Origin of the sequence: Falsiroseomonas sp. HC035 (assembly GCF_050563525.1) — a bacterium.
Lineage (GTDB): Bacteria > Pseudomonadota > Alphaproteobacteria > Acetobacterales > Acetobacteraceae > Falsiroseomonas.
On the sequence record NZ_JBNXUN010000001.1, the window covers coordinates 464,380 to 484,794 of the forward strand.

The window sequence follows — 20,415 nt, forward strand, 5'->3', positions numbered from 1 at the left end:
AACGCCGGGTTCACACAACCGGCGCAGTCTGCGCCACATGGCCCGCTCTCCGCATCAGCCTGCCGCCGCCGCCGACTCCGTCCAGCGCCTGATGCTGTGGCTGAGCCTGTTCGTCGTGCTGCTGACCCTGGCCGCCGTCGGCGTCAATCAAATCCTGCTGCACCGGCTGCTGATCGGCTTGGCCGCCGTCTGGACTCGCGGCCTGGCCGCCGACCTGCTGCGTGAAGACCCCGCGCTGCCGCAGCTGCTTCGCGGCGCCGAGCCAGGCCCGGGCCAGCTCGACCGCCTCGGCCGCATCGCCACCGCCACCGAGATCGCGAGCTTCCGCCTGCTGCGCCCGGATGGTTCGGTCCTGTTGGCCGCACCGCCACCGGACGTGCCCGCCGCCACAGCCCCCCGCCGGCGCCACCAGTCCATCCCCCGCGAAGCGGCCTCCCAGGCCCCGATCCCCTCCCCGGACAAGGCCGAGCCGGCCGGCACCCTGGTCATCTCCCTGCGCGAGAACGGCCGCCGCGCCGAGTTGCGCGATGCCTTCGGCCTGGCGCAGTTCGGCATCGGCGGCTTCGGCGCCAGCATGCTGCTGCTGCTGGTCTGGCTCGGCCATCGCGGCCGACGGGCGGAGGCCGAGGCAACCCGCACCCGCCACCTGCTGCGCCACGACCGCCTGACCGGCCTGCTCACCCACGCCGAGCTGCGCGAACGCCTGGCGCTGGCCCTGGCCGCGGCGCAGCCGCTGGACCAGCAGGTGGCCGTGCTGGTGCTGAACCTGCGCGGCTTCCGCCAGATGAATGCCCTGCATGGCCGCGCCACCGGCGATGCGGTCCTGGCAGCCCTCGCCGGTCGCCTGCGCACGCTTGTGCGGCGATCCGACACCGTGGCCCGCCTGTCGGCCGACCGCTTTGCCGTGGTGCAGACCTCGCCCGAGGCCGAGGAGGATTCGGCCGCCCTGGCACATCGCCTCGCCGCCGCGCTGGCCGGGCCGCTGGTGCTGCCGAACGGGCAGTCCCTGGCGCTGAAGCTGCAGATCGGCTTCGCCACCGCACCGAAGGACGCCCAGGACGCGGAGCTGTTGCTGGCCTGCGCGGAGGCCGCCCTCTCCTCCGCCGGCACGGACGCACAGCCCGACATCTGCGGCTACGACGCCGCCATGGACACGCTGCTGCGCCTGCGGCGTGAGACCGAGGACGACCTGCGAATGGCCATCGAGCAGGGCACGCTGACGCTGCACTACCAGCCGCAGCGCCGCCTTGGCGACCGCGGCCTGCTGGGGTTCGAGGCGCTGCTGCGCTGGCCTCACCCCACCCGCGGCCTGATCAGCCCCGCCGAGTTCATCCCGCTCGCCGAGCAGACCGGCCTGATCGTGCCGCTCGGTGCCTGGGTGCTGCACACCGCCTGCGCCGAGGCGGCGCAATGGCCCGGGGAGGCGCGCATCGCCGTCAACCTCTCCCCGGCGCAGTTCCGCCACGGCGACCTGGTTGCCACGGTGGCGGAGGCGCTGGCCACCACCGGCCTGCCGGCGCGGCGGCTGGAGCTGGAGGTCACCGAAAGCCTGCTGCAGGACGACCCGGAGGATGTGGTGCGCCTGCTGCGCGACCTGCGGGCGATGGGCGTTTCCATCGCGATGGATGATTTCGGCACCGGCTGGTCCAGCCTGGCGCATCTCTGGCGCTTTCCCTTCGGCAAGCTGAAGATCGACCGCGCCTTCATCACGGAGATGCCGCGCGACCCGAAGCTGCGCGCCATCGTCACCACCATCGTGGGCCTCGGCCGCATCCTCGACATGACCGTGATCGCGGAAGGCGTGGAGACCGAGGAACAGGCCCGGATGCTGGCGGCGGAGGGCTGCGAGCAGGGCCAGGGCTGGCTGTTCGGCCGTCCCATGCCCGCCGCCACCGCCCGCCGCCTGATCGCGGAGGATCAGTCCCGCGTCGCCCGCAGCGCGGCGTGACGGTTCGGCGTCGCAGGCCTAGCCTTCGCCAATGCTCATTCGCCCCGCCGCCCTGTCTCCGCATCTGCCGGAGGTCGCCACCTGGCTGCACGCCGAATGGTGGCAAGGCGAGCCCGTGGAGGCGACGGAAGCCTATCTCCGTGCGGCCACTGGCCCGGCAGCGCCCTGCGCCCTGGTCGCGGAAGATGGCGGCCGTCCGGTCGGCACCGCGACGCTGGAGCGCGAGGACCTGCCGAGCCGCCCGGACCTCTCGCCCTGGCTCGCCTCCGTCCTGGTCGCCCCGGCGCATCGCCGGAAGGGTGTCGCCACGGCACTGGTCCAGGATGTGCTGCGCCGGGCGCGGCAGCAGGGCCACCGCCGCATCTGGCTGTTCACCCCGGACCAGGCGCCCTTCTACGCGGCGCGGGGATGGGCAGCGGCAGGGACGGAGACGTATCGGGGCCGCGCCGTGACGCTGATGTCTTTCGCGCTGGCGCCGTAAACTTCGGCTCCTCCCCGCGATCCAGCGCCGCCAGGAAGCCCGCCGCCTCCGCGCGCATCGCCGCCACCTTCTGCCGGTCCATCTTCCCCAGCGTCCGCAGCGGCATCGCCATCCGCATGTTGCGCGCGAAGCGCTCCGCATGCCGCGCCACGAAATCCCAGTAGAGGAAGTTGAACGGACACGCCCCCGGCCCCGTCGCCCGCTTCACGTCATAGGCGCAGCCGCGGCAATGGTTGGACATTCGGTTGATGTAGGCGCCGCTGGCCGCATAGGGCTTCGATGCCATGACCCCGCCATCCGCATGCAGCGCCATGCCATGCGTGTTCGGCAGCTCCACCCATTCATAGGCGTCCGCGTACACCACCATGTACCAGTCGTTCACCTCGACCGGATCGAGCCCCGCCAGCAGCGCGAAGTTGCCGGTGACCATCAGCCGCTGGATGTGGTGCGCATACGCCAGGTCACGCGTCTGGCTGATGGCGGATTTCATGCAGGCCATCGCCGTCTCGCCCGACCAGTACAGCCAGGGCAGGCGGCGTCCGGCCTCCAGCGCATTGGTCCGGACATAGTCCGGCATCTTCAGCCAGTAGATTCCGCGCACATATTCCCGCCAGCCGAGGATCTGGCGGATGAATCCCTCCACCGCATTCAGCGGCGCCTCGCCGCGCCGATACGCCGCCTCCGCCGCGCGGCACGCCGCCATCGGGTCGAGCAGCCCGCAATTCATCGCCGCCGAGATCAGCGCGTGGAACAGCGTCGCCTCGCCTTCGGCCATCGCATCCTGGAAGTCGCCGAAGCGCGGCAGCCGGCGCGCCACGAAATCCTCCAGCGCCTGCTCCGCCTCGGCCGCGGTGACCGGCCAGCCGAACTGCGCGCAGTCGCCGAAATGGTCGGCGAATTCCCGCTCGACCAGCGCGATCACCTCCCGCGTCGTCGCATCCGCAGGAAAGCGCCGCGGCGCCGGCGGCACCACGCCGGCCGGCATCGCGCCACGGTTTTCCGCATCGTAGTTCCAGGCCCCGCCGGCGGGCTCGTCCGGCGCCGCCATCAGCAGGCCGGTGGCGCGCCGCATCTCGCGGTAGAAATACTCCATGCGGAGCTGCTTCTTGTCCCCGGCCCATTGCCGGAAGCGCGCCATGGAACACAGGAACCGCGTATCCTCCCGCAGCTCCACCGGCAGGCCGGTCGCTGCCTCCCAGCCGCGCATGTCCTGCAGCACCCGCCATTCGCCCGGCTGGGTGCAGATGATGCGCGCAGCGCCGACCTGCCGCGCCACCCGCGCCACCTCCCCGGCCAGGGTCTGGGTGTTTGCCGGATCATCCAGCCGCGAGTAGGCGACGCGAACGCCACGCTGGCGCAGCGCCTCGGCGAAGTGCCGCATGGCGGACAGCACCAGCGCGATCTTCTGCTTGTGGTGGCGGACATAGGTGCATTCGGCCCGCACCTCCGCCAGCAGCACCACGTCCCGCACCGGGTCCAGCCCCTCCAGCGCCGAAAGACCCTCGGAACACTGGTCGCCCAGCACCACGCGCAGGATGGTCATGCCCGCGCGTAGCGCACCGCGCTGCCATCCTCCCCGGTGGTGGCGAAGCCGGTCCAGGTGCCGGCGGCGTCGTACAGCACCTCCGCCCCCTCGCCACCGACCAGCACCACCCGCGTGCCGCCGGCCACCGCCGTCAGCCGCAGTTCCGGCTCCACGGCGATCGCCTTGCGCGGGTCGAACAGCGGTACGCCCGGGCGCAGCGTCGCCTTGCGCCACCAGGTCAGCGGGGCGGCCTGCGCCGGCATCCGCACCTCCCCCGCCGGCCCGCGCAGCACCAGCCCGGCGCCGACCAGCCGCGCCTCGCAGAAGCCCGCCGTGCCGTTCTTGTCGATCCGCGAGTTCAGCCCGACCAGACGGTCGCCGCGCCAGCTTTCCACCGTCTCATGCAGGTAGCGATAGACGGTGAAGCCCATCAGCTTCACCTCGATCCGCACCTCGCTGCGCGCCTCCAGCAGCCCGGCTTCCTCGCGGAAGCGCACGGTGTGGCGGCCGACCTCGCTGCCCTCCCGCACCACGCGGAAGGACAGGTCGGGCGGTGCGGCCCGCGCCGGCTCGGCCAACGCCAGAAGCGGCAGGGCCAGCACGCCACGCCGCCGCATCACCCGCGCCCCGCGATATGGCCGCGCCCGCCATCGACGCCGATCACCTGCCCGGTGATCCAGCCGGCGGCCTCGGACAGCAGGAAATCGGCCAGCGCCGCGCTGTCCTCGCCCTCTCCCAGGCGCGGTATCGGGTGCTGCTTCGCGATCGCATCCGCCATCTGCGGGCTCCTCGTCAGGGGTTCGGCAAGTGCCGTGCGGGTCAGGCTCGGCGCGATGCAGTTGACGCGGATATGTGGCGCCAGTTCGGCGGCGAGCGCCACCGTCACGCCCTCCACCGCCGCCTTCGCCGCCCCGATCGCCACATGGTTCGCGAACCCCATGCGCGCAGCGACGGAGGAAAACAGCACCACCGACCCCTTGCCGCGTGCCAGCGCCGGCGCCGCCGCCTGCACCGCCAGCGCCGGCGCCGCGGCATTCAGCCGGAAGGTCTCGACCAGGTCGGCCTCCGTCATCCGCGCCAGCGGCTTCAGCAGGATGGAGCCGACGCAGAAGGCCAGCCCGGCCAGTTCGTCTCCCGCCGCCGCCGCCGCCGCCTTGCGCCCCTCCGCCTGCATCACATCCGCGGCAAGGTGGCCGCAGCCCAGTTCGCCCGCCAGCGTGGCCAAGGCCTGCTCCCCGCCGGTATTCCCCCGCGCCACCAGGAAGGGCTCGACGCCACGCGCCACCAGCCGCCGCGCCAGCGCCGACCCAACCCCGCCCGTCGCCCCGAACACCAGCACCCGCCCAGCCATCACGCGCATCCCGATCCAATGGTCCGCTCAGATGGCCCTGCCCTGCCGGTCTCCAAGCGCGCACGCCAAGCAGGGGGCCATGCAGCCCGTCGCCAATCCCGCGGCGGCATGGCATGGTGCCGACAACATGCGCCAATTGCTGCTGCTGCGGCACGCGAAGTCCTCCTGGGACGATCCGCGCCTCTCCGACCACGCCCGCCCGCTGAACGCGCGCGGACGGCGTGCCGCCATCGGTATGGGCGCTGCGATGCGCGACCTCGGCCTGGCGCCGGACATCGTGCTGGTCTCCTCCGCCCGCCGCACCCTTCAAACGCTGGAGGCGCTGGCCCCGCTGGAGGGCCCGCCTTTGGTCGAGCCGATGGACGACCTCTACCTCGCCGCCTGGCCATCCCTGCTCGACGTGCTGCGCGGCGTGCGGGAGACGGCGCGCAGCGTGCTGCTGATCGGCCACAACCCCGGCCTGCACGACCTCGCCATGGCCCTCGCCGGTCCGGCCGCCATGGCCGCCGCTACCCCCACGACCCGCCGCCTCGCGGAGGGCTATCCCACCGCCACCCTCTCCGAATTCGCCCTCGCCTTGCCCTGGCGCCGGCTGGAGCCAGGCGGCGCGCGGCTGCTACGCCTGCTGTCACCCGCCGACCTGCCCTCGACCGAACCCGGCGACACGCCCGAGATGACGGCCTGAGCCTCCCATGCCAACCCTGACCCTCGAAGCCACGCTGCCGGCCGAGGCCGCCGCCACCCTGTTCCGCCAGCCCGCGCTGGCCACCCGCCGCGCCGGCCGCACGCGCTCCGTCGCCGCCGACTTCGCCTGGCTCGACACACCGCAGCATGCTCTGGCGGAGCAGGGAATGGCGCTGGAGGCCCCCGCCAACCCCCGTGCCGCGCGCCGCCTGGTCCGCAGCCTGCCGGAGGCCGGTGCCCCCTGGTGTCCCGCCACCCCCGCCGAGACACTGCCGCCCGAGGCCCTGCCGGAGCCTGCCGAGCTGCCACTGGCCGCCTTCGCAGGCCGCCGCGTCACGGTGCCCCTGGTCGATGCCGTCGAGGCCACCCTGCTGCACGGCACTATCCGTGCCCTGTCGCGCGATCTCCCGATCGCCCGCCTGACCCTCACCGGCCCGGCCGAGGCGGTGCTGGAGACCATGCAGGCCCTCGCTGCCGACCTCCCCCTGCTGCCGCCGCGCAGCAGCCTGGCGGAGGAGGCACGCGCCTTCGCCCTGGACGACAAGCTGCGCCCCCGCCGCCTCGGCGCCCCGCGTCTCGACCCCGATCTTGGCGTGGAAGCCGCGCTGCGGCTGCTGCTCGGCCACCTGGCGGAGGTGCTGGTCTGGTTCGCCCCCGTCGCCGAGGCCGGCACCGACCCCACCGGCGTGCACCAGATGCGCGTCGCACTGCGCCGCCTGCGCTCCGCCCTCAAGGCCTTCCGCGCCGCCGCGGACGGACCTGCCCTGCGCCGCTTCGATGCGCAGGCGAAGGCGCTGGCCGGCAGCCTCGGCCCGGCGCGGGACTGGGACGTGTTCCTGGCCGGGCTCGCCGCGGAACTGGCGGAGGCGCTGCCGGACGAGCCGCGCATCGCCGCCCTGCTCGCCACCGGCCGCCGCCACCGCGACGCCGCCTACGCCGCCTTGCGCCTCCAGCTCTCCGGCCCGGCCTTCCGCCGCCTGGCCTGGGACGCCGTGGCGCTGGATGTCCGCACCCCCTGGCGCGCGGAGGCATCGGAGGAGGCCGCCGCACGCCGCGACGCTCCGCTACCCAACCTCGCCGACCACCTGCTGGCCAGGCGCTGGCGCCGCCTGACCGCCGTCGGCCGCGACATCGCCCCGCTGCCGGATGCCGAGTTCCACGCCCTGCGCCTGGACGGCAAGCGAATGCGATACCTGGCCGAGCTCTTCGCCCCCCTCTACGGCCGCAAGAAGAGCCGCCGCTTCCTGGACCGGCTGGCGGAGGTGCAGGAACAGTTCGGCCTCGCCAACGATGCCACCGTGGCCCGCGCCCTGGTCGGGCCGGAGGCCGATGGACCCGGCGCCTGGGCCGCCGGAGTGGCCGAAGGCTGGGTTCGCGCACGCTCCCGCCGCGCCCGCAGCCGCTCGGCGAAGGCCTGGGCGGAGCTGCTGGCGGCCGAACCCTTCTGGAATCAAGGCTGAAGCCGCTCAATCTCAAGTAGAAATTAAGGTTTCTGAATAGCTTGCGTGGCGAGGCATGCATGGGTTACGCGTGGGTCCCACGCACACCCCTGCCAGGCATCGCATCCTCCCCGTGTTCCGACGCCGCCGCATCTTCCGCCCCGCCGCCACGCCCCGCCGCTGGCGCGCCCCTCTCGTGGCCCTGGCCGGCGCGATCATCGTCGCCGCACTGTCCGGCATTGGCCTGCCGCCGGACCTGATGGGCTCCGCGCCGCGCGAGCAGGAATGGTCGGCGCTCGCTGCCGAGGTCCGCGTCGTGGATGGCGACACACTCCGCCTCGGCGATCGCACCCTCCGCCTTTCCCGCATCGACGCGCCGGAGCGCGGGCAATCCTGCACCGATGCCGCCGGCCGCTGGTTCGATTGCGGCGCCGCGGCGGCGGAGGCGTTGTCCCGCCTCGTCAATGGCCGCTCCGTCCTGTGCCGCGTGCAGGGCCGCGACCGCTATGGCCGCGGCCTGGGCGAATGCACCGCCGGCGGCGCCGAGTTGAACAGCGGCCTTGTGATCTCCGGCTGGGCCCTGGCCTATGAGGGCGACGACCTGCCCATGCAGGCCGCCGAACTCGCCGCCCGGATCGCCGGCCGTGGCCTGTGGGCCGGCGACTTCACCCGCCCGGACGCCTGGCGCCGCCGCAACAACTGACGCGGCCCCTGGCGCTGCATTCATCAAGCGTTTACCTGTCTCCGGACCCTCGCGCCAGAATGGCGGCCTGCACCGCAAGGATCCGGCGATGCGACACCTCACGCCTTGGCCAGCCCTGGCCACAGCCGGCCTGCTGCTGTCGGCCCCACCGGCCCTCGCCGCCTCCGACCCACTGGAGGGATTCAACCGCCGCATCCACGACTTCAACCTGATGTTGCGCGAGCGCGTGCTGGACCCAGCGGTCGCAGCCTATGTCGCCCATGCCAGCCCCGCCTTCCGCGCCGGCGTCGCCAACGCGTTCGCCAACCTGCGTGAGCCGGTGACAGCCGCGAGCGGCCTGCTCGCCGGGCAGTTTGATGTGGCGCTGAACGCGGCGGCACGCTTTGGCATCAACACCAGCCTCGGCCTCGGCGGCGTGCACGATGCGGCCGCCGATCGCGGCTATCCAAGGCAGGATTTCACCCCGGCCGATGCGGTGTGCCGCTGGGGCGTGCCCGGCGGCCCCTTCCTGATGCTGCCGCTGCTCGGCCCCTCGACGCTGCGCGACGCTGGCGCGCTGGTCGGCACCGGGCTCGCGCTGTCCGCGACGCTGGGGCCGGAGATCGCGTTGTCTTGGCGCGGCAGCGACGCGCTCGTCGCCTATGCCGGCATCGCGGAGGATTTGGCGCGCACAGACGCGCAGGCGCTCGATTCCTACGCCATCTACCGTAGCGCCTACCTCCAACGCCGCGCCGCCCGCTGCGGCGTCGAGGTGACCGAGGATTCGGCAACCGACTGAGCCAGCGCGGCTTGATGCGGCGCCACGCTCCGTCCTAGCCTGCCCGCAAGCGTGACGGACCAATCTGTCGCGCATTGAGGGAGACCTGTCCGATGCCGATCCTGTCCCGTCGTACCCTGCTGGCCGCGAGCGGAGCGGCCCTCGCCGCCCCCCTGGCCGCACCGGCCCTCGGGCAGGCCAACTACCCCAGCCGCCCGATCCAGCTCCTCGTGCCCTGGGGCGCCGGCGGCGGCACGGATGCCACTGCGCGCATCATCGGCAGCCTGCTGGAACGCGACCTCGGCCAGCCGGTCAATGTGGTGAACCGCACCGGTGGCTCCGGCGTCGTCGGCCACTCCGCCATCGCGACGGCGCAGCCGGATGGCTACACGATCGGCATCATCACGGTCGAGATCGCCATGATGCACTGGCAGGGGCTGACCCAGCTCAACCCCACCTCCTTCACGCCGCTCGCCCTGATGAACGAGGATCCGCCCGGCGTGCAGGTCGCCAACAACTCGCCCTATGCCGACATCAAGGCGCTGGCGGATGCGATCAAGGCGCGGCCGGCCGGCAGCTTCAAGGCCAGCGGCACCGGCCAGGGCGGCATCTGGCACCTGGCGTTGGTCGGCTGGCTGCAGGCGATGGGCCTGCGCGGCGACCATGTCCGCTGGGTCCCCTCCAACGGCGCGGCGCCGGCGATGCAGGAACTGGCGGCCGGGGGCGTCGACATCGTCACCTGCTCCGTGCCCGAGGCCCGCGCCATGATCGATGCCGGCCGCGCCAAGTCGCTCGCCATCATGGCAGCCCAGCGCAACCCGCAATTCGCCCAGGTGCCGACGCTGAACGAGACACTCGGCATCAACTACTCCACCGGCGCCTGGCGCGGCATCGCCGGGCCGAAGGGCCTGCCGGCGAATGTCCAGGAACGGCTCGGCACGGCGCTGAAGAAGGCCTACGACAGCAGCGAGTTCAAGGACTTCATGGCATCCCGCGGCTTCGGCGTGGTCTATGCCGACCAGGCCGGCTTCACCGAGTTCATGGCCAAGGCCGATGCCGGCATGGGCGAGGCGATGCGCGCCGCGGGTTTGGCGCGCGGCTGACCGACCGACGGAAGGCCCACGCCCATGCGGGTGAACGATGCCCTGCTGGGCGCGGTGCTGCTGGTGTTCGCGGGGTGGATCTGGTGGCTGACCACCTTCTTCCCCGCCTTCCCCGGCCAGGATTACGGCCCGAACCTGTTCCCGCGCATCCTGGCCGGCGGCATCGCCATATGCGCCGCGGTGCTGGTCCTGCGCGGGCTCAAGGCACGGGGACGGCTTCTGGTGCTGGAGGATTGGGTGCGCCAGCCGGCGCGCCTCGCCTCCTTCCTCTCCATCCCCATCGCGGCGCTGGCCTATATCCTGCTGTCCGACCCTGTCGGCTTCATCCCGACCGCCTTCCTGCTGCTTTTGGCGCTGGGGCTGTGGTACCGGGCGCGGCCGGTGGTGGCGGTGCCAGTCGCGGCCGGGATGACCCTGCTGGTGCATTGGTTCTTCGCCGGGCTGATGCGCGTGCCGCTGCCGCGCGGCATCCTGGACAGCGTTCTGTGAGGACCAGCCCATGGACGCGATGATCCAGGCCTTCGGGCTGGTCTTCGACCCCTTCGTGCTCGGCGTCATCGGCGTCTCCGCCATCTTCGGCATGTTCGTCGGCGCCATGCCGGGGCTTACCGCCACCATGGCGACCGCGCTGCTGGTGCCCGTCACCTTCTTCATGCCGCCGGTGCCGGCGCTCGGCGCCATCGTCACCGCCACCGCCATGGCGATCTTCGCGGGCGACATCCCGGCGGCGATGCTGCGCATGCCAGGCACCCCGGCCTCGGCCGCCTATGCCGATGAATCCTACGCCATGACGCAGAAGGGCCAGTTGAACCTCTGCATGGGCGTCAACCTGGTGTTCTCTGTCGCCGGCGGGCTGATCGGGGTTGCGGTACTGATCGCCTTCGCGCCGATGCTGGCCGAGGTCGCAATCAATTTCTCCTCCTACGAATACTTCTGGCTCGCCTGCCTCGGCCTGACCTGCGCCGTCTTCATGTCCAACGCCGACCCGGTGAAGGGCTTCCTGTCGCTGTTCTTCGGCCTGCTGCTGGCCACGGTGGGCATCGACCCGGCCGCCGGCTTCCCGCGCTTCACCTTCGAGAATGTCGACCTGATGTCGGGCATCAACTTCGTGCCGACCATGATCGGCATGTTCGCGGTCAGCGAGTTGATGCGCGGCGCCGTGACCGTCGATGTCGCGGCGAAGGTGGTGACCCAGGCCGTCGGCAACCTGTTCCGCGGCGTCGGCGGCGTCTTCCGCCGCTACTGGTGGAACTTCCTGCGCGGCAGCGGCATCGGCACCGCCATCGGTGCCCTGCCCGGCGCCGGCGCCGACATCGCCGCCTGGATCAGCTACGCCGTCGCCAAGCGCTTCTCCAAGCAGCCCGAGAAATTCGGCACTGGCGAGATCGAGGGCATCGTCGATGCCACATCCGCCAACAACTCGGCCTTGGCCAGCGCCTGGATTCCCGCCCTGGTCTTCGGCATCCCCGGTGACAGCATCACCGCCATCGTCATCGGCGTGCTCTACATGAAGGGCATGAACCCCGGGCCCACGGTGTTCCAGGAAAACCCGCAGCTCATCTACTCGGTGTTCCTGATCTTCATCCTCGCCAACCTCATCATGCTGCCGCTCGGCTGGGCTGCCATCAAATCGGCTCGCCAGATCCTGCGCGTGCCGCGCAACCTGCTGCTGCCGGTCATCCTGCTGTTCTGCCTGGTCGGCAGCTTCGCCATGACCAACAGCCTGTACGGCGTGGTGCTGATGCTCGCCATGGGCATCCTCGGCTGGGTCATGGAGGAACACGGCATCCCGGTCGCACCCCTGATCCTCGGCCTGGTGCTGGGGGAGATGCTGGAACAGACCTTCGTGCAGTCCATGATCAAGGCGGATGGCGCCTGGCTGGAGTTCTTCGCCCGCCCCATCGCCGGCACGCTCGGTGTTGCGACTCTCGGGATCTGGCTGCTGATGCTGGCCCGCGGCTTCCGTCGCGCACCGGTTCCTGCCACGGCATGACGCCACTCCGCTCCGCCGACGACCTCGCGCCAGGGATGAGCTTCGACCTTGGCGGGTTCGTGCTGCCGCGGGCGGAGGTGCTGGAATTCGCCAGCCGATACGACCCGCAGCCTTTCCACCTGGATGAGGAAGCCGCGCGGCATTCGGTGTTCGGCCGCCTCGTCGCCAGCGGCCTGCACACCTATTCGGCTTCGCTCGGCCACCTGATCCGCAGCGGCCTGCTGTCCGAGATCAACCTGGCCGGCGGCGGCGCGCAACTCACCTGGCCGGCGCCGCTGGAACCGGACGAGCCCGTTACGATGAAGCTGGTGGTGGAGGAAATCCGCGCCAGCCGCAGCAAGCCGGAGATGGCGGTGGCGAAGCTGCGCTACGTCGTCGCCACGGCCCGCGAGGGCGTGGTGGTGCTGGATGCCGTCGGCACCCACTTCCTGAAGCGGTAGGCCGGAACGCCAAACGGCGCGGAGGTTGCCCCCCGCGCCGTTCGCGCCAGCCGGACCCGGATGGGGTCAGGCGGACTTCTTCATGATCTCGTCGGCGACGTTGCGCGGCACCGGGTCGTAGTGGTGGAACTGCATCGAGAAGCTGGCGCGGCCCTTCGTCATGCCGCGCAGGTTCGAGATGTAGCCAAACATTTCCTTCAGCGGCACATGCGCCCGCACGATGACCGAGGTGCCGGCCATGTCCTGCGACTGGATGACGCCGCGGCGGCGGTTCAGGTCGCCGACGACGTCGCCGACATGGTCGGACGGCGTGGTGACTTCCACATCCATGATCGGCTCCAGGATCACCGGGCCGGCCTTCTTCATGCCTTCGCGGAAGCAGGCCTTGGCGGCGATTTCGAAGGCGAGCGCGGACGAGTCGACGTCGTGGTACTTGCCGTCCACCAGCGTGTACTTGAAGTCGACCGTCGGGAAGCCGGCCAGCACGCCAGTGTCGGCCTGCACCTTGATGCCCTTTTCCACCGCCGGGATGTATTCGCGCGGCACGGAGCCACCGGTGGTGCCGTTGACGAACTCGATGCCTTCGGTGCGCTCCTTCGGCTCGAAGACGATCTTCACCTCGGCGAACTGGCCCGAGCCACCCGACTGCTTCTTGTGGGTGTAGGTCTCGGTGTGGCTCTTGGTGATTGTCTCGCGATAGGCCACCTGCGGCGCGCCGATATGCGCATCCACGCCGTATTCGCGCATCAGGCGATCGACGATGATCTCGAGATGCAGCTCGCCCATGCCGGACAGGATCGTCTGGCCGGTTTCCTGGTCGGTCCGCAGGCGCAGGCTGGGGTCTTCGCCCGCCAGCTTCTGCAGGCCGAGCGTCATCTTCTCAACGCCCTCCTTGGTCTTCGGCTCGACGGAGATGTCGATGACCGGCACCGGGAAGGCCATGCGCTCCAGGATCACCGGGTCGTCCTGCGACGCCAGCGTGTCACCCGTGCCGGTGTCCTTCAACCCGACGAAGGCGGCGATGTCGCCAGCGAAGACCTCCTTGATCTCCTCGCGCTTGTCGGCGTGCATCTGGAACATGCGGCCGATGCGCTCGCGGCTATCCTTGGTGGTGTTCATCACCATGTCGCCCTGGCGCAGCGTGCCGCGATAGACGCGCACGAAGGTCAGGTTGCCGTACTTGTCGTTGATGATCTTGAACGCCAGGCCGGCGAAGGGCGCGTCCGGGTCGGCCGGGATCACAGCGCGATCGGCGGTCTCGTCCTCGCCCTCGGCGGGGGCCACCTTGATGCCCGGGATGTCGATCGGGCTCGGCAGGTAGTCGAGCACGGCATCGAGCAGCGGCTGCACGCCCTTGTTCTTGAACGCCGTGCCGCACAGCACCGGGCGGAACTCGCCGCTGATGGTACCCTTCTTGATGCAGCGCTTCAGCGTCTCGACAGAGACATCGCCCTTGTCGAAGTATTCCTCCATCGCCGTCTCATCGATGCCGACGCAGATGTCGATCATCTTCTGGCGATATTCGGCTGCCTTCTCGGCCATATCGGCCGGGATGTCCTGGTATTCGTACTGCGCGCCCAGCTCGTCGCCGAACCAGATGATCGCCTTCATCTCCACCAGGTCGACGACGCCCTTGAAGGTGTCCTCGATGCCGATGGGAAGCTGCAGCGCCACCCAGTTGATGCCGAGCTTCTCCGTCAGCGTGTCCGCCGCGCGGTAGAAGTCGGCGCCCGTGCGGTCCAGCTTGTTGATGAAGATGATGCGCGGCACGTTGTAGCGGTCTGCCAGGCGCCAGTTCGTCTCGGACTGCGGCTGCACGCCGGCCACGCCCTCGATGATGAAGATGGCGCCGTCGAGCACGCGCAGCGAACGGTTCACCTCGATGTTGAAGTCGATGTGGCCGGGCGTGTCGATGATGTTGATGCGGTGGTCCTTCCACATCGCGGTCACGGCCGCGGAGGTGATGGTGATCCCCCGCTCGCGCTCCTGCGCCATGTAGTCGGTCGTGGTGTTGCCGTCATGGACCTCACCGATCCGGTGCGACTTGCCGGTGTAGTACAGGATCCGCTCGGTCGTCGTCGTCTTCCCGGCATCGATATGCGCCGTGATGCCGATGTTGCGGATCAATCCCAGTTCAGTGCGCGCCACGGTGGGTCTCCATAGGCAAAAGCGGGTCCGGCAGCGGGCGCTCTCGCCCGTTGCCGCCCGCGCAATGATTCCAAGTCAAGGCTTCTCGCCGCGGGACATGCCCTCTCCCGGCCGCATTTGCAAGCACCGATCCTTGTCGGCCGACCTGTCACGCATCGTCACGAAGGTGACGAAGACGCTGGCTGCGGCCTCTGCTATACTAGAATGCACATGGACAAGAGCGGCGAGATCGCGGCGATTCGATTCGGGCACGGCATTCGCCTCGGCGAGGCGCCACCGGCCGACCCCAAGGGCTGGCTGCTCGGCCAGCTGGACCAGCCAGACCAGGCCCCGCCAGGTCCAAGCCTCACCGAGGGTCTCCAGGTTCGTACGGCAGACCTGCTGGCAAGGCGGACCATGGACCCGGTCGGCGACCCGGAGGAAACCCGCCGCGCCTTCGTCGCGCTGACCCGGGCGGAGGTCGAGTCCCACGCCGCCTGGCGCCTGGAATCGCCGCAGCCCTTCCGGGACCGGCTGGTCGATTTCTGGCTTAACCACTTCACCGTCAGCCGACGGGATTTCAACCTTTCCGTGCTGATGGGCACCTATGAGCGCGACGCGATCCGGCCGCACGTCACCGGCCGCTTCGCGGACATGCTGCTGGCGGTGGCGCGTCACCCCGCCATGCTGCTCTACCTCGACAGCACCGTCTCCATGGGCCCGTCCAGCCCGGCCGGCCAGCGCAGCCGGCGCGGCCTGAACGAGAATCTCGCGCGGGAGATGCTGGAGCTTCACACCCTGTCGCCCGCCGGCGGCTACACCCAGGGCGACGTCCAGGAACTGGCGAAGATCCTGACCGGCTGGAACATCCAGACGAGCCGCGAGCCCTTCGGCTTCATGTTCCGCCCCTCCATGCATGAGCCCGGAGACAAGTTCCTGCTCGGCCGCCGCATTCCTGCCGGCGAGGAAGGAGGACATGCGGCGCTGCGACTGCTGGCCGAGCATCCGGCCACCTACCGGCACCTGGCCGTGAAGCTGGCGCGGCATTTCGTCGCGGATGACCCGCCGCCCGAAGCGGTGCGGGCGCTGCACATGGTGCTGCGCGATACGAACGGCGACCTCGGCGCCACCGCCCGCGCCCTCGTTGCGCTGCCGCAGGCCTGGGCGCCGCCGCTGGCCAAGTTTCGTACCCCCGCGGACTACGTGCTGGCCACTTGCCGCGCGCTCGGCGCCACCTCGGCCCAGGCTGGCCTCGTGGTGCAGGGCATGGCGCAACTGGCGCAGCCGCTCTGGACCGCGCCGCAGCCGAATGGCTGGTCCGACACCGCCGCCGAATGGGCTACGCCGGAGGCGCTGATGCGGCGTGTGGACTGGGTCTTCACCATCGCCGGGCGCATCGGCCGCCGCGATCCGGGCGAGGTCGCGGAAGCGGCGCTCGGGCCGCTGGCGCGGGCGGAGACGGTGGCCGAGATGCGCCGCGCCGGGTCTGCCCGGGACGCGCTGACCCTGCTGCTGGCCAGCCCGGAGTTCCTGCACCGATGAACGCCGCTCCGCATGCCTCCTTCCAACCCGGCCGCCGCGGCCTGCTGCTCGGCCTCGGCGCCAGCTTCGCCGTCGGCCGCGCCCGCCTCGCCTTCGGCCAGGCGCCGGGCGACCGCCGGCTGGTGGTGATCCTGCTGCGCGGCGCGGTGGATGGCCTGTTCGTTGTGCAGCCCTACGGCGATGCCGCGCTCGCCGGGCTGCGCGGCCCGCTGGCACTGCCCGAGCCAGGGCAGGCGGACGGGCTGCTCGACCTCGGCGGCCATTTCGGCCTGCATCCCGGCTTCGCCAACCTGCACGCGATGTTCGCGGCGCATGAGGCGCTGGTCCTGCACGCCATGGCCGGCCCGTATCGCAGCCGCAGCCATTTCGAGGCGCAGGACCTGCTGGAAGGCGGCACCGGCCAGCGCCTGGCCAGCGGCTGGCTGAACCGCGCGCTGGAGGCGATGCCGCATGGCCAATCCTCCCCCCGCACCGGTCCCGCCCGAACCGGCCTCGCCATCGGCACCGGCGTGCCGCTGCTGCTGCGCGGCGCGGTCCCGGTCGGCGCCTATGCACCACCCGGCCTGCAGCACCCGCCGGAGGAGTTGCTGCACCGCCTGGCCGCCCTGCAAAGCCAGGATCAGCGGACCGGCCCGGTGTTCGAAGAAGGCCTGCGTGCCCGCGGCTTCGCGACGCAGACCCTCGGCGCGCCGACCGCCGACCGCGAACGCGGCAGCTTCCCGGCGCTCGCCGCCGCCGCGGGGCGCCTGCTGGCGGAAACCGATGGGCCGCGCGTGGCGGCGCTGGAACTCGGCGGCTGGGACACCCACGTCCAGCAAGCCGGTCGCATCCTTGGCCCGATCCGCGCACTGGACGCCGGCCTCGGCCGGCTGCGCGACTCGCTGGGCGCCGAATGGACCCGAACCGCCGTGCTGGTCGTCACCGAATTCGGCCGCACCGCCCGCGTCAACGGCAATCTCGGCACGGACCACGGCACCGGCGGCATCGCGCTGCTCGCCGGCGGTGCGGTCCAGGGCGGCCGCGTCATCGCCGATTGGCCGGGCCTTGCCGAAGGCCAGCTCTTCGAGAACCGCGACCTGCAGGCGACGCAGGACCTTCGCAGTATCGCCAAGGGTCTGCTGCGCGACCACCTGCGCCTGCCGGAAGCCGCAGTGGCGCAGGCCTTCCCCGGCAGCGCCGATGCGCCAGCCATGTCCGGCCTCATCCGGGCCTGAGCCGGCCACCCTGGGCAACCGCCCGTTCGTTCCGGCGTTGCCATGCCGACGGAACAGGAGCCATCCATGGCGGAACGCATCGCGGTCTATCGCTACCAGGTCGAGACGGAGGGTGAGCCGGCCGAGCTGCGCTACACCCTCGCCCCGGTCGAGGGCGTCGGCTACGCCGGCCGCGGCACCCCGCCCGACGCCGAAGAGACCGGCGAGCAGCACGCCACCCGCGCCCGCCCCGCCGGCCACCTGGAGGCACCCGACGGCACCCAGGTGGTCGATGTCGAGCCACCCACACTCGAAATTCCCGGGCGCGGCCGGGTCGACGTCTCCGCCGTGCTCGGCGTGACGGAGGGCGATGCCTCCGAACTCGGCCAGTACCTGCGCTGGGTCCCCGCCTGACGCCCGGGCGGGCCTCCAAACTGGACAAGCCGGCGGCCGGGCGCCACATGCCCGCGCCATGCCAGATCTCCCCGCCCCCCCGCCGCTGCGCACCGGGGATTTCGACTTCGACCTGCCCGAGCGGCTGATCGCCCAGGCCCCGGCCCGGCCGCGCGATTCGGCGCGGCTGCTGGTGGTCGGCCCGGACCGGCTGGAGGATCGCGGCATCCGCGACCTGCCCGCGCTGCTGGCACCGGGCGACCTGCTGGTGGTGAACGACACCCGCGTCATCCCCGCGCGGCTCCAGGCCCGCCGCGGCGACGCGCGCATCGAGATCATGCTCAACCGCGCCGAGGGCGGCGGCATCTGGCAGGCCCTGGTGCGCAACGCCCGCCGCCTCCGCGCCGGCGACCAGGTGACCATCGAGGGCGCGCCCGGCTGCGCGGCGCGGGTGCTGGAAGCCCCCGAAGGTGGCTCCGTCCGCCTCGATTTCGGCCCCGACCAGGCGGCCCTGGCCGCGGCCCTGGACCAGGCCGGCGCCATCCCCCTGCCCCCCTACATCACCCGCGCGGATGGGCCGGATGCGCAGGACGCGGCGGACTACCAGACCGTCTTCGCCCGTACCCCCGGCGCCGTCGCCGCTCCCACCGCCAGCCTGCACTTCACCGAGGCGCTGCTGGCCGCCCTCGCCGCGCGCGGCATCGGCCGCGCCACCATCACCCTGCATGTCGGCGCCGGCACCTTCCTGCCGGTGCGGGACGACGACCCGCGCGCGCACCGCATCCACCGGGAGTGGTGCGAGGTCTCGCCGGAAGCCGCCGCCGCGATCAACGCCGCCCGCGCCGCCGGCGGCCGCATCATCGCCGTCGGCACCACCGCCCTGCGCACGCTGGAAAGCGTGGCCGATGAGGATGGCCGCGTCGCCGCCTTCCAGGGCCTGACCGGCATCTACATCCTGCCTGGCCACCGCTTCCGCGCCGTGGATGCGCTGCTGACCAATTTCCACCTGCCGAAATCGACCCTGCTGATGCTGGTCTCCGCCTTCGCCGGCACCCGCCGCATGCGCGCCGCCTACGCGCATGCAATCCGGAGCGGCTACCGCTTCTTCTCCTACGGCGACGGCAGCCTGCTGTTCCGCTGCGACCAGGATTCTGCCGGATGACCCTGCACTGGAAGGTGGCCGCCCGCGACGGCGCCGCCCGCGCCGGCACCCTGCACACCGCGCATGGGGAGGTACCGACCCCCGTCTTCATGCCGGTCGGCACCGCCGGCACGGTGAAGGCGATGACGGCCGATGCGGTGCGCTCCACCGGCGCCCGCATGGTGCTCGGCAACACCTACCACCTGATGCTGCGGCCGGGCGCGGAACGCGTCGCCCGCCTCGGCGGACTGCACCGGATGATGGACTGGCGCGGCCCGATCCTGACCGATTCCGGCGGCTTTCAGGTGATGAGCCTCTCCGGCCTGCGCAAGCTGGACGCGGATGGCGTCACCTTCCAGTCCCACATCGACGGATCAAGGCACCGCATCACGCCCGAGCGGTCCGTGCAGATCCAGCACCTGCTCGGCGCTGACGTCACCATGTGCTTCGACGAATGCACCCCCTTCCCCGCCACCCCGGACCAGGCCGCCGACAGCATGCGCCTGTCCATGCGCTGGGCCGCGCGGTCGCGGGAGGCCTTCGTGGCACGCGAAGGCCACGGGTTGTTCGGCATCGTCCAGGGCAGCACCTACCCCGACCTCCGCGCCGAAAGCGTCGCCGCGCTGACCGCCATCGGCTTCGAGGGCTATGCCATCGGCGGCCTCGCGGTTGGCGAGGGCCAAGCCGAGATGCTGCGGATGCTGGACGTCACCACGCCCCTGCTGCCGCAGGCCGCGCCGCGCTACCTGATGGGCGTCGGCACCCCCTCCGACCTCATCGCCTCCGTCCGCCGCGGCGTCGACATGTTCGACTGCGTCATACCCACGCGTTCCGGCCGCACCGGCCGCGCCTATACCAGCCGCGGCGTGCTGAACCTGCGCAACGCCCGCCATGCGGAGGATCTGTCGCCGCTCGACCCGGATTGCGACTGCCCAGCCTGCCGCAACCACTCCCGCGCCTACCTGCACCACCTGATCAAGGCGGAGGAAATGCTCGGCCCGATGCTGCTGACCTGGCACAACATCCGCTACTACCAGACCCTGATGACCCGCCTCCGCGACGCCATCCTCGCCGGCCGCTTCGAGGCCGAGGCGGCCGCCATCGAGGCCGGCTGGGCGGAGGCGCCTATTCCTGTGGAGACCACCCCCGCAGTTCCATGAACACCTGCCGCACCGCCGCCGGGATCCGGCTCGGTGGTGCCTCCCCGGGCCAGGAGACGCCGACCAGGCGGCCCCCCACCTCCTGCGTCAGCGAACAGGTCACGTTGCCGGGGCGGTTTTCAGCCAACCGCGCAAAGCCGGCCGCCTCCAGCGCCGCGACCCAGCGCTGATACGCCTCCCAGTCCCGGCCGAGCGGCGTGTGCACAAGCGGCACGCCCGCGCGCGGCTGCTCCAGCCGCGTCACCGCCCCATCCGCCATGATACGCGTGCCACCGCCACCGCCGGTGACGCCGCCGCCGCAATGCGCCGTCAGGCTGCCGACGGGGCGCGGCTGCGGCGGCGCGACCGGCCATTGCTGCGAAAGCGCCGGCTGCGCGCCTATCGTCAAGGCCAGCAGCGCCCCGTACCCCAGCCCCCGAAGGCTCCGCCCCGTCC

General features: G+C 71.5%; 20 protein-coding genes. 15 read left to right on the forward strand and 5 right to left on the reverse strand.

Annotated elements, in window-relative coordinates; genetic code table 11:
- Positions 1-37: 37 nt before the first annotated feature.
- On the forward strand, positions 38-1,948 hold the full coding sequence (locus tag ACLF3G_RS02305; protein WP_430667694.1) for a putative bifunctional diguanylate cyclase/phosphodiesterase: 1,911 nt from the start codon (positions 38-40) through the stop codon (positions 1,946-1,948).
- Between the two features lie 31 nt (positions 1,949-1,979).
- A complete protein-coding gene (locus ACLF3G_RS02310; protein ID WP_430667695.1) occupies positions 1,980-2,429 on the forward strand; it encodes a GNAT family N-acetyltransferase in 450 nt (149 codons plus the stop codon).
- On the opposite strand, the gene ACLF3G_RS02315 is transcribed toward ACLF3G_RS02310, so the two are convergent.
- The 3 genes from ACLF3G_RS02315 to ACLF3G_RS02325 are packed head-to-tail and all read right to left on the reverse strand — an operon-like array spanning position 2,320 to position 5,305.
- Positions 2,320-3,972, reverse strand: a complete 1,653-nt coding sequence (locus tag ACLF3G_RS02315; protein WP_430667696.1) for a cryptochrome/photolyase family protein — start codon at positions 3,970-3,972, stop codon at positions 2,320-2,322. The two genes, ACLF3G_RS02310 and ACLF3G_RS02315, sit on opposite strands and share 110 nt — an antisense overlap.
- A complete protein-coding gene (locus ACLF3G_RS02320) occupies positions 3,969-4,571 on the reverse strand; it encodes a DUF6134 family protein (protein WP_430667697.1) in 603 nt (200 codons plus the stop codon). Before ACLF3G_RS02320 ends, ACLF3G_RS02315 begins: the two co-directional genes overlap by 4 nt.
- The gene (locus tag ACLF3G_RS02325) at positions 4,571-5,305 is read right to left on the reverse strand and encodes an SDR family NAD(P)-dependent oxidoreductase (protein ID WP_430667698.1); all 735 of its coding nucleotides are present in this window, start codon (positions 5,303-5,305) and stop codon (positions 4,571-4,573) included. The genes ACLF3G_RS02320 and ACLF3G_RS02325 overlap by 1 nt, the downstream gene beginning before the upstream one ends.
- Before the next feature lie 79 nt (positions 5,306-5,384).
- Here ACLF3G_RS02325 and ACLF3G_RS02330 point away from each other — a divergent pair, with 79 nt between their 5' ends.
- The 8 genes from ACLF3G_RS02330 to ACLF3G_RS02365 all read left to right on the forward strand — a co-directional run bounded on the left by ACLF3G_RS02330 (position 5,385) and on the right by ACLF3G_RS02365 (position 12,424).
- The gene (locus ACLF3G_RS02330; RefSeq protein ID WP_430667699.1) at positions 5,385-5,990 is read left to right on the forward strand and encodes a SixA phosphatase family protein; all 606 of its coding nucleotides are present in this window, start codon (positions 5,385-5,387) and stop codon (positions 5,988-5,990) included.
- A 7-nt stretch (positions 5,991-5,997) separates the two neighbouring features.
- Complete coding sequence (locus ACLF3G_RS02335; RefSeq protein ID WP_430667700.1) at positions 5,998-7,449, forward strand: CHAD domain-containing protein; 1,452 nt, start codon at positions 5,998-6,000, stop codon at positions 7,447-7,449.
- A gap of 112 nt (positions 7,450-7,561) precedes the next feature.
- Positions 7,562-8,131: a thermonuclease family protein gene (locus tag ACLF3G_RS02340; protein ID WP_430667701.1), complete on the forward strand. Its 570-nt coding sequence runs from the start codon at positions 7,562-7,564 to the stop codon at positions 8,129-8,131.
- A gap of 88 nt (positions 8,132-8,219) precedes the next feature.
- The gene (locus tag ACLF3G_RS02345; protein WP_430667702.1) at positions 8,220-8,909 is read left to right on the forward strand and encodes an MlaA family lipoprotein; all 690 of its coding nucleotides are present in this window, start codon (positions 8,220-8,222) and stop codon (positions 8,907-8,909) included.
- Between the two features lie 92 nt (positions 8,910-9,001).
- Positions 9,002-9,991, forward strand: coding sequence for a tripartite tricarboxylate transporter substrate binding protein (locus tag ACLF3G_RS02350; RefSeq protein ID WP_430667703.1), 990 nt, complete (start codon positions 9,002-9,004; stop codon positions 9,989-9,991).
- Positions 9,992-10,015: 24 nt separating this feature from the next.
- A complete protein-coding gene (locus ACLF3G_RS02355; RefSeq protein WP_430667704.1) occupies positions 10,016-10,480 on the forward strand; it encodes a tripartite tricarboxylate transporter TctB family protein in 465 nt (154 codons plus the stop codon).
- 10 nt (positions 10,481-10,490) lie between these two features.
- Complete coding sequence (locus tag ACLF3G_RS02360; RefSeq protein ID WP_430667705.1) at positions 10,491-11,984, forward strand: tripartite tricarboxylate transporter permease; 1,494 nt, start codon at positions 10,491-10,493, stop codon at positions 11,982-11,984.
- A complete protein-coding gene (locus ACLF3G_RS02365) occupies positions 11,981-12,424 on the forward strand; it encodes a MaoC/PaaZ C-terminal domain-containing protein (protein WP_430667706.1) in 444 nt (147 codons plus the stop codon). The genes ACLF3G_RS02360 and ACLF3G_RS02365 overlap by 4 nt, the downstream gene beginning before the upstream one ends.
- 66 nt (positions 12,425-12,490) lie before the next feature.
- Here ACLF3G_RS02365 and fusA read toward each other — a convergent pair whose 3' ends face one another.
- A complete protein-coding gene (gene fusA / locus ACLF3G_RS02370; protein WP_430667707.1) occupies positions 12,491-14,572 on the reverse strand; it encodes an elongation factor G in 2,082 nt (693 codons plus the stop codon).
- Between the two features lie 210 nt (positions 14,573-14,782).
- On the opposite strand from fusA, the gene ACLF3G_RS02375 reads away from it, so the two are divergent.
- The 5 genes from ACLF3G_RS02375 (at position 14,783) to tgt (ending at position 19,980) form a co-directional block, all read left to right on the forward strand.
- A complete protein-coding gene (locus ACLF3G_RS02375; RefSeq protein ID WP_430667708.1) occupies positions 14,783-16,093 on the forward strand; it encodes a DUF1800 domain-containing protein in 1,311 nt (436 codons plus the stop codon).
- A complete protein-coding gene (locus ACLF3G_RS02380; protein ID WP_430667709.1) occupies positions 16,090-17,307 on the forward strand; it encodes a DUF1501 domain-containing protein in 1,218 nt (405 codons plus the stop codon). Before ACLF3G_RS02375 ends, ACLF3G_RS02380 begins: the two co-directional genes overlap by 4 nt.
- A 66-nt stretch (positions 17,308-17,373) precedes the next feature.
- Entirely contained in the window at positions 17,374-17,700 is a 327-nt protein-coding gene (locus tag ACLF3G_RS02385) for a hypothetical protein (protein WP_430667710.1), read from the forward strand.
- Between the two features lie 58 nt (positions 17,701-17,758).
- Positions 17,759-18,841 carry a tRNA preQ1(34) S-adenosylmethionine ribosyltransferase-isomerase QueA gene (gene queA, locus ACLF3G_RS02390; protein WP_430667711.1) on the forward strand — a complete coding sequence of 361 codons (1,083 nt, stop codon included), beginning with the start codon at positions 17,759-17,761 and terminating at the stop codon, positions 18,839-18,841.
- Positions 18,838-19,980 carry a tRNA guanosine(34) transglycosylase Tgt gene (tgt, locus tag ACLF3G_RS02395; RefSeq protein WP_430667712.1) on the forward strand — a complete coding sequence of 381 codons (1,143 nt, stop codon included), beginning with the start codon at positions 18,838-18,840 and terminating at the stop codon, positions 19,978-19,980. Before queA ends, tgt begins: the two co-directional genes overlap by 4 nt.
- Here tgt and ACLF3G_RS02400 read toward each other — a convergent pair.
- Entirely contained in the window at positions 19,946-20,368 is a 423-nt protein-coding gene (locus ACLF3G_RS02400; RefSeq protein WP_430667713.1) for a hypothetical protein, read from the reverse strand. The two genes, tgt and ACLF3G_RS02400, sit on opposite strands and share 35 nt — an antisense overlap.
- Between the last annotated feature and the right edge of the window lie 47 nt (positions 20,369-20,415).

Excerpts from the sequence above, each read along its gene's own strand:
- ACLF3G_RS02305 (WP_430667694.1), top strand. The coding sequence starts at position 38 with ATGGCCCGCTCTCCGCATCAGCCTGCCGCCGCCGCCGACTCCGTCCAG.
- ACLF3G_RS02310 (WP_430667695.1), top strand. The coding sequence starts at position 1,980 with ATGCTCATTCGCCCCGCCGCCCTGTCTCCGCATCTGCCGGAGGTCGCC.
- ACLF3G_RS02315 (WP_430667696.1), bottom strand. The coding sequence starts at position 3,972 with ATGACCATCCTGCGCGTGGTGCTGGGCGACCAGTGTTCCGAGGGTCTT.
- ACLF3G_RS02320 (WP_430667697.1), bottom strand. The coding sequence starts at position 4,571 with ATGCGGCGGCGTGGCGTGCTGGCCCTGCCGCTTCTGGCGTTGGCCGAG.
- ACLF3G_RS02325 (WP_430667698.1), bottom strand. The coding sequence starts at position 5,305 with ATGGCTGGGCGGGTGCTGGTGTTCGGGGCGACGGGCGGGGTTGGGTCG.
- ACLF3G_RS02330 (WP_430667699.1), top strand. The coding sequence starts at position 5,385 with ATGCAGCCCGTCGCCAATCCCGCGGCGGCATGGCATGGTGCCGACAAC.
- ACLF3G_RS02335 (WP_430667700.1), top strand. The coding sequence starts at position 5,998 with ATGCCAACCCTGACCCTCGAAGCCACGCTGCCGGCCGAGGCCGCCGCC.
- ACLF3G_RS02345 (WP_430667702.1), top strand. The coding sequence starts at position 8,220 with ATGCGACACCTCACGCCTTGGCCAGCCCTGGCCACAGCCGGCCTGCTG.
- ACLF3G_RS02350 (WP_430667703.1), top strand. The coding sequence starts at position 9,002 with ATGCCGATCCTGTCCCGTCGTACCCTGCTGGCCGCGAGCGGAGCGGCC.
- ACLF3G_RS02355 (WP_430667704.1), top strand. The coding sequence starts at position 10,016 with ATGCGGGTGAACGATGCCCTGCTGGGCGCGGTGCTGCTGGTGTTCGCG.
- ACLF3G_RS02360 (WP_430667705.1), top strand. The coding sequence starts at position 10,491 with ATGGACGCGATGATCCAGGCCTTCGGGCTGGTCTTCGACCCCTTCGTG.
- ACLF3G_RS02365 (WP_430667706.1), top strand. The coding sequence starts at position 11,981 with ATGACGCCACTCCGCTCCGCCGACGACCTCGCGCCAGGGATGAGCTTC.
- ACLF3G_RS02375 (WP_430667708.1), top strand. The coding sequence starts at position 14,783 with ATGGACAAGAGCGGCGAGATCGCGGCGATTCGATTCGGGCACGGCATT.
- ACLF3G_RS02380 (WP_430667709.1), top strand. The coding sequence starts at position 16,090 with ATGAACGCCGCTCCGCATGCCTCCTTCCAACCCGGCCGCCGCGGCCTG.
- ACLF3G_RS02385 (WP_430667710.1), top strand. The coding sequence starts at position 17,374 with ATGGCGGAACGCATCGCGGTCTATCGCTACCAGGTCGAGACGGAGGGT.
- queA (WP_430667711.1), top strand. The coding sequence starts at position 17,759 with ATGCCAGATCTCCCCGCCCCCCCGCCGCTGCGCACCGGGGATTTCGAC.
- tgt (WP_430667712.1), top strand. The coding sequence starts at position 18,838 with ATGACCCTGCACTGGAAGGTGGCCGCCCGCGACGGCGCCGCCCGCGCC.